Genomic DNA, 11,816 nt, shown 5'->3' on the forward strand with positions numbered 1-11,816 from the left:
TATCTATGCAATCTATGTGCATAATACACCTTATGATCCTAAGAGAGTATTTGTTGCACAACCAACAAAATAGATAGCACTTCCTCTTGATTGTATTTGTGCCATTGACAATGAATTGTTAAAGAGCTAACACAACAACAAAAATCAAACTATATCGGCTCTATTAAACTACAAGCCGATACCTTGTTAGTGTTATTGATGAAACTTATGTTTCATCATCAAAACACTTCGCAGTTTTGAAGTGTTTTAAAAATGAAACAAAAAGGTATGTTTTTTTTTAAAATTTCAGCCGTTTAAGTTGTTTCTTATAAAACGGCTTTATAACACTATTTTAATACAACTATTTAAGCAAATTTTGTTCCACTATTATAATTTTTTAGGTAAAAATTAATGACCTTAAACATATTAAACTCTAGCTCAAGCTCTAATATAGCCATATCAAAACCAAACTTTTCAAATTTAACCGCATCTTTTTCAGTTGTAAGAATTTTATCTACACCATATTTTTTCATTTCTGCTTCAATCTCATTCTTTTCAAACCAAGAGTGATCTGGAAGGATGTACTCTCCTTTAACTAAATCTTTTGGAATATACGGATCTAACCTTCGAGGGTTTGCAATTGCAGTAACTAGAATCATAGGTTTATCACAACCTACACACTTTACAACCCTTTTAAAATCTTTCCCCTCAGTCAAAATTAGATCTGCAAACTTTTTTTCAAACAAAAACTCTCTAAATGGTCCAGAAGGTAAAGGTAATATGTTTGGAATATTTTCAGGGAATAGAAGAATCTCAAATTTTTTAATGTTAACTTTACTGAATCCATCATCTAAAAAGATAATCTCAGCTCCTAAATCTTTTGCTTTTTTTATAGCATCAATGCGATTTTCTGAAACTATAACAGTAGCATTTGTAAGTTTTCTAGCAATTAGCATTGCTTCATCACCACTGACCATAACATCAGTTTGAATACTTCCATTTTCACTAACAACTACTAGCCCACTGCTTTTTCTTCCATAACCGCGTAAAATAATGGCAGGTTTTTTAAATTTTTGTGCTAAAGCTATTGTCATAGGAGTTTTACCACTGCCGCCAACAAGGAGATTGCCTATGCTTATTATTGGTATATCAAAAGATTTTGGCTTGATTATTCGCCTGCGTATCCACATTATGCAAGCTAAAAGAAAAGAAAATGGTAGTAGTAGAATTCCTATCGACCAATGATACCACCTTGGTCGATAGAAAAGATTTTCAAAGAAGTTAACAATCTTTTGCATTAAATATGCTGTGCTGCTACCTCTTTAACCATACTACAGACATACTCTACATCACTGTCAGTCATATTATGATAGATAGGTAAAGAGAGTACCTGCTGATAAGTCTGAAGAGCTTGTTGGAAGTCATTTACACGTAAAGAATACTTGTTTTTATAGTAGTTCAATAGATGTAATGGAATATAGTGTAACCCTGTATGGATACCTCTTTCTCTTAAAGCACGGGCAAAACCATCTCTGTTACGATCGATACGTATAATGTAAAGTTGATAAATATGATCTCTTTTTTTAACTGGCAAAGTAATATGTTTTATACCATTTAACTCTTTGTCATATATTCCAGCAATCTGTTTTCTACGTGCTATCATTTTATCTACACGTTTATATTGTGCTAATGAATATGCGGCATCAAGAACGCTAATGTCATATTTGCATCCAATATCTATGACATCATACATATATTCTAAGTTACCATATCTATCCCATCCACTTGACTGAATAGCATGGTTTCTTAAAAGTACAGATCGTTCATAAAGAGTATCATCTTCACATAAAAGCATTCCTGCATTTGCTATTGAGTGTTTCATATGAGGTGAAAAACTAAAGCATGTTATATCTGCTCCAGTTGCACCAATAGGCTTACCATTATATGTTCCGCCAAGTGCATCGCTAGCATCTTCTACTATTTTGATATTAAAACGGCTTGCTATATCATATAAGCGATCTAAATCTGTAGGTTGACCACCAACATGGTTTATAATTGCACCTTTAAGTTTTTTAGATTTGTTTTCTTCAAGAACCTTTTCAAAAGCATCTAAATCTATATTGAAATCTTCACTATCTATGTCTACAAAAATAGGCTCTGCATCAAAATGTCTTACTACTTCTGGAACAGAAGGAAAAGAGTTTACTGAACAAATTATTTTGTCACCACGTTTTAAGTCCATCGCACACATTGCAAGATGAAGTGCCGATGTGCCACTGTTTGTAGATACAGCATAAGTTGCACCAGTCTTTTTTACAAACTCATTTTCAAGATCTTCAATTTTTGAAGAACCTTCAAGATCTAATACTTCATCAATCTGTTCTCTTTCAGAATTACTAATATCAGGTTTAAAAAAAGGAATTTCACGTGCCATAAAATGCTCCTGTGATAAAATGCTAAAGTACATAATACTGAAATAGATATTAATCAAAGCTTTTATATTTAATTAATATTGATAAGGCAGATAAATTATTTATGTTTTATAACAATGAAACATTTTATAGGTATTAAATATAGTAATCATAAGCAAATTAATGTACAATTTCTCAAAAAACTAGGAGACAATATTATGAATATTAAAGTTAAACCAATGGGTGTTTACCAGACAAACTGTTATATTGTTACTATAAATAATAAAGACTTTATTATAGATCCAGGAGTTGGAGCTACTGATTGGGTTTTGAAGCACGCAAAAAATCCAGTGGCGATTTTAAATACACATGGTCATTTTGATCATGTATGGAGTAATCAAGAGTTAAAAGATAAACTTAACATCCCAATATATTGCCCTGAAGGTGATGTTTTTATGCTTGAAAATGATCCTTTCAGCCAAGGTACACCTACTTCTCATGCTGATATAGCTGTTAAACCTGATGAAATTATAAATATTGAAAATATTTCAATCAAATTTTTACACTTTCCAGGACATACGCCAGGGTGTAGTGCCATCGAAATTGATGATTGCTGGTTTAGTGGAGACTTTCTTTTTAAAGGATCTATAGGCCGTGTAGATTTTCCATACTCCAATCCAACAGATATGAAAAAAAGTTTAAATAGAGCGATGAACTACAAAAAAAATGTTACGCTCTACCCTGGTCATGGTCCAAACAGTACACTCGACATTGAGAAAAGAAATATTACTTATTGGCTTACAATAATCTAAGAGAAGTTCTACTTCTCTTCATCTTTAATAAGTTTTAGTTTGAAAACATGTCTATCTAAAACAACAGCTAAAAAATTTCCCTCAAAAACTTTTATATCGTTAAATTTGCCAACCACATGAATACGTCTTTTTCTAGACTCATGATATCGTTCTCTTGCTTCAAATGTAACAGTATCTCCAACTTTTACAGGGCTTAAAAAACGGCATTCACTACTTACTAGAACAACATTTGGATCATTTACTGCTGCCATTGCTGCAAAATCTGCTGCTCCAAAAGTAAAACCGCCATGTACCAATCCCATTTGATCCACTGCCATTTCACGTGTGGTAAGCAACTCAACTTTTGCGTACCCTTCTGAAAGTTCAACAACATTACCACATAACTCTTTATTGATCCGTTGATGAGTATTTAATTCAACTTCATCATCCATTATGAGGTACTGCTCTTTTTCCTCTTGAGATGTCTCATTTTCAATTTCTTCAGCCATAATTATTCCTTATTATTTTTTATATGTTTTAATATAAACACGTTTTGGAGCAGGATACCCTTCAACTGTTTCATTTGGATTTTCAGGGTTAAGAAAATCACTTAAACTTTCACCTGTCATCCACTCTGTTTTGCGCTGTTCATCAGGTCTTGTTTGAACTATTTCAAGTACTTCAAAACGCTCAAATCCAGCTTTTTTGCACCAATTTTCCAATGCTGTAATTGTTGGTATAAAGTGAATATTTGAAATCTTTGAATATGTCGATTCAGGTACAAGACAGATTGGTTCATCACCATCTATCATAAATGTATCTAAAATTAACTCTCCACCTTTTTTTAAGCTCTGCTTTAGTGCTTTTAGTGCTACAATAGGATCACTTCTATGATAAAGCACACCTAAACAAAAAACTGTATCAAACATATCGGCAAAGCCAGGCATATGTTCAATACCAAGCATCTCAAATCTCAACTTATCACTTTTTACATAATGATTGATTAGATCAAATTGTGAACGAAAAAGAGGAGAAGGATCAACACCTATTACAAATTTAGGAGAAAACTCCAGCATACGGAACATATAGTAGCCATTATTACATCCAACATCAGCAATATTTTTACCTTCTAAGTCCAAATATGGTTTTAACAGATTAAACTTTTTAAAACTTTGCCATTCGCTATCTATTTTTATTCCAAAAAGGTCAAATGGTCCTTTTCTCCAAGGCATCATCATTTTTGCAATATTATATAGTTTGCTTCTATCTTCATCACTGACACTTGATGACTCTATAGTAATCCAATCATCAAACTTGCATTCAATGTTATCTATATCTGGAAGTTTATTTAACTCTTCTCTTATTGGTGCAATATTCTTCCAATTAAACCAAGACTGACGCTCTTTAATTATTTTATCTATATCCAAAGCAATCTCCACACTCTAATCTCTCATAAAGAGGATTATAGTTTAAATAAGATAAAATTTCGTAAATTTTGGAAACCATTCTTCGGAGAAATAGATGACTTTACAAAAAAGAGCTACTATAATTAGTTCATCGGTAGCAGTAACATTGGTAGTTATTAAACTAATTGTTGGAATCATTAGTGGTTCTGTAGCTGTTTTGGCATCTGCCATAGATTCAGGATTGGACTTAGCAGTATCCCTTTTTAATCTCTTTGCTGTCTCAAATGCAGAAAAACCTGCAGATGAAACATTTAACTATGGACGTGGCAAAATTGAAGCAATTGCTGCTGTTGTAGAGGGATTAGTCATTACACTTTCTGGATTTTTCATCTTTTATGAAGCAATTCAAAAGATGCTTCATCAAGAGCCAGTTACTCACCTTAGCGCTTCTATAGTTGTTATGGTTATATCTTTAGTTATGACTGGAGCGTTAGTTCTATTTCTAAACCATGTAGCAAATATAACACAAAATATGGTAATTAAGTCTGATGCACTTCACTATAAAACAGACCTTTTAAGTAATGGTTCCATCTTAGTATCTCTAGTTGTAATATACTTTACAGACTTTTATTTAATAGATGCAATTTTAGGTATTTTAATTGCAATATATATAGTTTACTCTGCATTTGAACTTATTCAAGATGGTATTCTTGTACTGTTAGATGCTTCACTTGATGAAGATATTGTTGAAAAGATAAAAGAGGTAATAGAAAATGAGCCTGGTGTCAATGACTATCACTGGTTAAGAACGCGTAAAGCAGGAAATGATTACTTTGTTGATGTGCATTTAGTCTTTACACCTGAAATGTCACTGCTTGAGGCTCATCGCATAGCTGACAATGTGGAAGCAAAAATAAAAACGATTAATCCAAAAGCAGACTGGCTAATTAATATTCACTTAGATCCTTACGATGATTCTGAAGTAAATGTTGAAGAGTCACAAAAATTTGCGAATATAGAAGCATAAGCTTCTATTCGCACTTATCAATTCCAAGTTTTTTTAAAAGAATTTCGAAAAAATTTCCTCCATCTTTATCGTAATCATCATTAAACTCAATATAAAAAGCATAAGGTTCTGCATTTAACTTTTCATTATTTTCAAAGACAATAGGTTTTTCACCTGTTTCAGCCATTGTCTCTTCTATAGCATTTAGAATCTCATCTTTTAATTCAGGATGTTCTTTAAATACAAGTTGTAAACCTTCATATCGCTCTTCTCTTCTGAAGTATGCTTTTATTTGTTCACATCTATTAATCATTAGATTCTCCTATTTTTTTTATCGTGCATAATTGACTGCACGAACTTCACGTATAACATTAACCTTTATTTCTCCTGGATATTGAACACCTTTTTCAATCTCATCTGAAATCTCTTTACTTAAGAGTATTGCTTCATCATCGTTTATTAGTGAAGCATCTACAATAACTCTTACTTCTCTTCCGGCATTGATTGCATATGCATGGTGGACACCAAGCTTAGATGTAGCAATATCTTCTATTGCTTTAACACGCTTTAGAAAACTTTCAAGCACTTCTCGTCTTGCACCCGGTCTTGCAGCAGATAGTGTATCTGCAGCACAAACAGCAGCTGCTTCGACTGTTTCAGGTTCTTCATGACCGTGATGAGCAAAGATAGCATTTATAACTACCGGATGCTCTTTGTAACGTCGGCACACTTCCGCACCCAAATCAACATGACTTCTTGCATATTCATGCGTTAATGCTTTTCCAATATCGTGCAAAATTCCTGCACGTTTTGCAAGTACATCATCGCCTCCCATCTCTGCAGCCATAATACCTGCAAGATGAGCAACTTCAAGTGAGTGTCCAAGTGCATTTTGTCCATAACTTGCACGATATCTAAGACGACCTATCAGCTTCATCAACTCAGGATGCATAGGCGATATTCCAAGATCAACAACAATCTGTTCACCCTCTTCTAAAACTTTCTGCTCAAACTCTTCAACAACCTTTTCATATATCTCTTCAATACGAGCAGGTTGAATACGACCATCTTCTATGAGCAACTCAATAGTTTTAGTTGCAATGGCACGACGATAGAGGTTAAAACTGCTTAAAATAATTGCACCTGGAGTATCATCGATAATAATATCAACCCCAAGCAGCATTTCAAGCGTCTTGATGTTTCTGCCCTCTTTTCCTATGATTCGCCCTTTTAGCTCATCATCTGGAAGATGTACAACATTTATAAGACGCTCTGCAGCAAACTCACCTGCATAACGTGTTGTAGCTTGAGCAAGAATATAGTTGGCTCTACGTTTTGCTTCGGCTTTAGCTTCAGTTTCATATTTACGTACAATATGAGCTATCTCACCTCTTGCTTCCTCTTCAGCATGTTTGAGTACGAGTTCTTTTGCTTCTGACTCTGTTAAGCCTGAAGCACGCTCAAGAATTTTCATTGCCTCTTTACGCTTTAACTCATACTCATCTTTCAATGCCTCGAGTTGCTGTTGTAAAGCTTGAACTTTTGCTTTTTCAGCTTTTATAGCTTCACGCTCTTCTGAAATTTGTCCAAGTTCTTCATCTATTTTTTGTGAAAGCTGATCTTCACGCTTTTCAAGTTTTGCAAGCCTTGAGTTATATTCAGCATTTAAACGAGAGAGCTCCTCTTCATACTTTTGCTTTACTTCAAGCTCTGCTTCTGTAACACGAAGCTTTGCATTTTGCAAAACAACTTCTGCTTCGTGTTCAATCGCTTTTGCTTTTGCTTTTGCTTGTTCTATATAAATATCATACTTTGAAGCATCAATTTTTTTAGTTATTAAAAATGCTGCAACGCCGCTTACTGTGGCTGCTGCACCTCCTATAATTAACTCTGTTAACATTATGTTTCCCTCGGAAAATAGTATCTTCAGGGGTTATATAGATATCAGCTTGGATATCAAATTCATCGGTAATGTTATGTTTTGTATAGCATTTCATAAGCTGAATGAAAACTGTTATAGGTTTATCTTTCAATGTTGAAAAAAACCTGTCATACATACCTTTTCCAAATCCTATGCGGCAAAGTTTTCCGTCAACCCCCACAACCGGAACAACTGCCATATCTATTTTTGACAGATAAAAGTTTGAATTCATTGGTTCATATATGCCAAATCGTTTTTTTTGTAGTGGCAATCTATATTGTACCAATTTAAAACTTTTTCCTTCCATAAATGGAACATAAATCCTAATACCCTTGCGAAACCTCTTAAAAAGCGGTCTTACATCGACTTCATGATTCATTGGCATATAAAGAAGAATTGATTTTATATTACTTTTTATAATATTTTCTTCAAGTTCTTTTAAAACTTTTTTATTTCTATACAGCTTTCCTATTTTTGCAGTTTTTCTTAATTTTCTTATGCATAACTCTCTAAAAGTTTGTTTGTCCATTTTTAAGCCCTATTGTCATATAATAATAACATTTTAACAAAAAGGTATTTGATGAAATTGAAACTTTTATCTGTGGCTACATTGGTTTTTTTAGGATTAATTACTTCTGGATGTGATGAAAAAGAGAAAAAAACTGAAGAAATCATACCCAAAAGTGTTAAAGAGATAGAAAAGACTATAACTTATACCTTAAAAGATGCCAACACCTCTATTAAAATAAAAGAGATAGATGATAAATTTGAATTTAATATAGACAAACCTGTTGTCTTACTGAACTTCTTTGCAACTTGGTGTCCCCCTTGCAGAGCAGAAATTCCTCATCTAGCAAATCTTCAAAATAAGTATAAAGATAAGTTAAAAATAATTTCTATACTTGTTGAAAACAAAGATCCAAATGAGATTGAAGAGTTTAAAAAAAGATATAATATAAACTACTTTGTTTCAAATAGCAGTGACAATATGAACCTTGCTGTCAAAGCGGCAGATATGCTTCATCAACCACGTAATTTTTCTATACCAATGATGGTTTTATTTGTAAATGGAAAATATTTCCGCCACTACATAGGTATGGTACCAGAAGAGATGCTTGAAAGTGATATAAAAGAAGCTATTAAGAACTAATCTAAAATTGGTACTATTCTAACTATAAAAAAGGAGAAAATATGTTTGGTTTTATAAAAAAGGGATTAAAAAAAACGCTGGAAGCAATCCAGACAACAACCCCAGTCAAGCGTGAAAAGATAAGTAGAGATGATTTAGAAGATCTTTTACTTGAAGCTGATGTAAGTTATGAACTTGTAGAAAAAATTATAGATTCTCTACCTGAAAAAATTAAACGTATTCAACTTTACAATACACTTATATCCCTCTTTATGTATAACATAGAAAAAATTAATCCAAAAGATGAAAAACCATTTGTTGAACTAATTGTTGGAGTTAACGGTGCAGGAAAAACAACTACTATAGCAAAACTGGCTCAACAGTATAAAAATGATGGGAAAAGAGTGCTACTTGGTGCTTCAGATACATTTAGAGCTGCGGCAATTGAGCAGTTGAAAACCTGGGCAGAAAAAATTGATGTTCCCATCGTCTACACAAAGCAGGGTCACGATCCATCTGCAGTTGCTTACGATGCTATTAGTTCAGCAAAAGCAAAAGGATTAGATAGAGTCATCATAGATACAGCAGGAAGACTTCATACCCAAACAAACCTTGGTGAAGAACTTAAAAAGATTGTAAGAGTTTGTGGAAAAGCTATGGATGGTGCACCTCATAGAAAGATTTTAATTCTTGATGGAACACAAGGAAACAGTGCCATAAATCAAGCAAAAGCATTTAAAAAGATGATCGATATTGACGGTATAATTATCACAAAACTAGATGGTACTGCTAAAGGTGGAGCACTCTTTAGTATTGCTGAAGAGCTGAAATTACCAATATATTACGTAGGTGTAGGAGAAAAGGCTGAAGATCTCACTCCGTTTGATCCAAAAGAGTTTGTTAATACTATTTTGGATGCTATATTTACAGAAGAGGATGAAAACAGCATTCCATCTTCAGGAAAGACACATAATGTTGACCTTTATAATTTGACAGATGCACAGAGAATTAAATTTGAAGAACTTCTTGATAAAGATGGATTTGACCTGCTATCAAAGCATTTTGTAAGTGAAAGAAAAAGCTCACAAACATATAGAATAAATATTAATGAAAACAGTGATTGTTTTGAGATAATAGACAAAGATGGTCAGGTACTAAAATCTTACAAAGCAGAAGAGCTAGATACTAATGGCTAAGAAAAAAGTCTCCTTGTTTGAATGCCAAGCCTGCGGAATGCAAAGTGCAAAGTGGATGGGTAAATGCCCAAACTGCGGTGCTTGGGAAAGCTTTATAGAACTTTCTGCTGAGCAGCAGAAGGTACTGAATGAAATTTCTAAAACTACTACCTCTCCTTCCAAAGCAAAACCTATTACTCAAATAGAAGAGGAAGAGGTAAGCAGATTTTCAAGCCAAGACAGTGAACTTGATCTAGTCTTAGGTGGAGGAATAGTTCCAGGATCATTGGTTCTTATTGGAGGAAGTCCAGGTATTGGTAAATCTACCCTTCTTTTAAAGATAGGCGGTAACCTTGCTCAGCAAAATAGAAAAGTACTTTATGTCAGCGGTGAAGAGTCCAGCGGACAGATAAAGATGCGAGCCAACAGATTGGGAGCAAACCACGATAATCTTTATCTTCTTAGTGAAATTAGACTCGAAGCTGTAATGAGTGAGGTTGCAAAAAAAAGTTATGATCTTATAATCATTGATTCAATTCAAACACTCTATTCTGAAGCAGTGCCATCTGCACCTGGTAGTGTTACACAGGTGCGAACAATTACTTTCGACTTGATGAGACTGGCAAAAGAGAAGCAAATACCAATTTTCATCATTGGACATATTACCAAAGAGGGTTCGATTGCTGGTCCAAGAGTACTGGAACATATGGTAGATACAGTACTATACTTTGAAGGTGATGCCAGTAAAGAGATTAGAATGCTAAGAGCATTCAAAAACCGCTTTGGAAGTACAAGTGAAGTTGGAATCTTTGAGATGACACAAGATGGTCTAGTAAGTGCAAAAAATATTGCAAGTAAATTCTTTAGCAGAGGCAAACCTCAAGCAGGAAGTGCCGTTACAGTCATAATGGAGGGAACCAGACCGCTTGTCATTGAAGTCCAAGCACTTGTAGCAGACAGTGGTTACGGAAACCCAAAACGATCAACTACCGGATTTGACGCAAGCCGTCTTACAATGCTACTTGCCCTTTTAGAAAAGAAACTTGAACTTCCATTTAATCAGTATGATGTTTTTGTAAATATTGCAGGAGGCATAAAGATAAACGAACCTGCCGCAGACTTAGCTATAATTGCCGCAATTATCAGCAGTTTTAGAAACCGCCCATTAAGCGATGAGAGTATATTTGTCGGTGAAGTTAGTCTTATTGGCGATATTAGAGAGGTTTTCCATTTAGAACAACGCTTAAGAGAAGCTCATACATTAGGCTTTACTAAAGCGATAGTTCCAAATAAACCATCATTTAAAACCCCTATAAAGTGCTTTGTTGCTGAAGAGGTTGCAAAAGTTGTGGAGTGGATGTAAGTATAGAAATAAGTACTTGACTTTTTTTTACTCCATATCCTTTGGATGCTTTTTATCGTAAAATAGAATTTATTCTTTGTTCCAATAAACATAGGTCTTTTCAGTAGCTCTGCTATAACCTTTAAAGATAATTTTATCTCTAACTATATCTTATAAATCTTATAATCTCTTTTTATAAGCTATTTCTTTTTCTTTTTATATGTGATTTTATCACAAAATTATATGATAATACTACTTAAATATGAATCCTATCATAATATAACCGTGTAAATATATCATAAAACCCCAATAAATCCATACCAAATTAGACAACAAGCCAAATTGCTCTATAATTAGGTATTTACAAACGAAAAAGTTACACCTAAAACTTTCACCCAATGGGTGTAACTTTTTCAAACACGGAAGGAAATTATGCCACAAACTATATTAAGCTTTGATATTGAAACAACAAATGAGAAATTAACACCAAGAGCAGGTGTAGCAATATTTGGTGAATACCTAAAAGGTATGAATCTTGAACACCTTTGTAATACAAACATTCCCTTGGCTAAACATCCAAATGGGTACGATCCATTTGAGTTCATATATCCTTTGATTCTAATGCTTCACAGCAGTGGTCGTGTACTTGATGATAT

The 11,816-nt window shown here is 33.7% G+C and carries 11 protein-coding genes and 2 pseudogenes; 6 read left to right on the forward strand and 7 right to left on the reverse strand.

The genetic code is table 11. The features are described 5' to 3' along the window. Positions 1-344: 344 nt before the first annotated feature. Positions 345-1,277: a tetraacyldisaccharide 4'-kinase gene (locus BM227_RS11300; RefSeq protein ID WP_092913971.1), complete on the reverse strand. Its 933-nt coding sequence runs from the start codon at positions 1,275-1,277 to the stop codon at positions 345-347. Next, complete coding sequence (locus BM227_RS11305; protein WP_092913973.1) at positions 1,277-2,413, reverse strand: DegT/DnrJ/EryC1/StrS family aminotransferase; 1,137 nt, start codon at positions 2,411-2,413, stop codon at positions 1,277-1,279. The genes BM227_RS11300 and BM227_RS11305 overlap by 1 nt, the downstream gene beginning before the upstream one ends. A 195-nt stretch (positions 2,414-2,608) precedes the next feature. Between BM227_RS11305 and BM227_RS11310 the strand changes: the two genes are divergently transcribed. After that, positions 2,609-3,202 (forward strand): MBL fold metallo-hydrolase, encoded by a 594-nt coding sequence (locus tag BM227_RS11310; protein WP_092913975.1) that lies wholly within the window; start codon positions 2,609-2,611, stop codon positions 3,200-3,202. Positions 3,203-3,210: 8 nt separating this feature from the next. Here the strand turns inward: BM227_RS11310 and BM227_RS11315 are convergent, their stop codons facing one another. Both BM227_RS11315 and cmoB read right to left on the reverse strand, forming a co-directional pair. Beyond that, complete coding sequence (locus BM227_RS11315; RefSeq protein WP_092913977.1) at positions 3,211-3,690, reverse strand: PaaI family thioesterase; 480 nt, start codon at positions 3,688-3,690, stop codon at positions 3,211-3,213. A gap of 12 nt (positions 3,691-3,702) precedes the next feature. Then, positions 3,703-4,620, reverse strand: a complete 918-nt coding sequence (gene cmoB / locus BM227_RS11320) for a tRNA 5-methoxyuridine(34)/uridine 5-oxyacetic acid(34) synthase CmoB (RefSeq protein WP_342707905.1) — start codon at positions 4,618-4,620, stop codon at positions 3,703-3,705. An 82-nt stretch (positions 4,621-4,702) separates the two neighbouring features. On the opposite strand from cmoB, the gene BM227_RS11325 reads away from it, so the two are divergent. Further along, entirely contained in the window at positions 4,703-5,614 is a 912-nt protein-coding gene (locus BM227_RS11325) for a cation diffusion facilitator family transporter (protein WP_092913980.1), read from the forward strand. 4 nt (positions 5,615-5,618) lie between these two features. Here the strand turns inward: BM227_RS11325 and BM227_RS11330 are convergent, their stop codons facing one another. The 3 genes from BM227_RS11330 to BM227_RS11340 are packed head-to-tail and all read right to left on the reverse strand — an operon-like array spanning position 5,619 to position 8,043. After that, positions 5,619-5,906 carry a hypothetical protein gene (locus BM227_RS11330; protein WP_092913981.1) on the reverse strand — a complete coding sequence of 96 codons (288 nt, stop codon included), beginning with the start codon at positions 5,904-5,906 and terminating at the stop codon, positions 5,619-5,621. A gap of 18 nt (positions 5,907-5,924) precedes the next feature. Beyond that, complete coding sequence (gene rny, locus BM227_RS11335; protein ID WP_092913983.1) at positions 5,925-7,493, reverse strand: ribonuclease Y; 1,569 nt, start codon at positions 7,491-7,493, stop codon at positions 5,925-5,927. Further along, complete coding sequence (locus tag BM227_RS11340; protein WP_092913985.1) at positions 7,423-8,043, reverse strand: 5-formyltetrahydrofolate cyclo-ligase; 621 nt, start codon at positions 8,041-8,043, stop codon at positions 7,423-7,425. The genes rny and BM227_RS11340 overlap by 71 nt, the downstream gene beginning before the upstream one ends. 51 nt (positions 8,044-8,094) lie before the next feature. On the opposite strand from BM227_RS11340, the gene BM227_RS11345 reads away from it, so the two are divergent. The 4 genes and pseudogenes from BM227_RS11345 to BM227_RS11360 form a co-directional block, all read left to right on the forward strand. Further along, positions 8,095-8,664 (forward strand): TlpA family protein disulfide reductase, encoded by a 570-nt coding sequence (locus BM227_RS11345; protein ID WP_092913987.1) that lies wholly within the window; start codon positions 8,095-8,097, stop codon positions 8,662-8,664. 41 nt (positions 8,665-8,705) lie between these two features. Next, a pseudogene (gene ftsY / locus BM227_RS11350) lies at positions 8,706-9,578 on the forward strand (signal recognition particle-docking protein FtsY); the annotation flags it as partial. Positions 9,579-9,831: 253 nt separating this feature from the next. Then, positions 9,832-11,181 (forward strand): DNA repair protein RadA, encoded by a 1,350-nt coding sequence (gene radA, locus BM227_RS11355; protein WP_092913991.1) that lies wholly within the window; start codon positions 9,832-9,834, stop codon positions 11,179-11,181. Between the two features lie 411 nt (positions 11,182-11,592). Beyond that, a pseudogene (locus BM227_RS11360) lies at positions 11,593-11,816 on the forward strand (IS1380-like element ISSlsp1 family transposase); the annotation flags it as partial.

The sequence above is a fragment of the Hydrogenimonas thermophila genome (assembly GCF_900115615.1).
GTDB lineage: Bacteria > Campylobacterota > Campylobacteria > Campylobacterales > Hydrogenimonadaceae > Hydrogenimonas > Hydrogenimonas thermophila.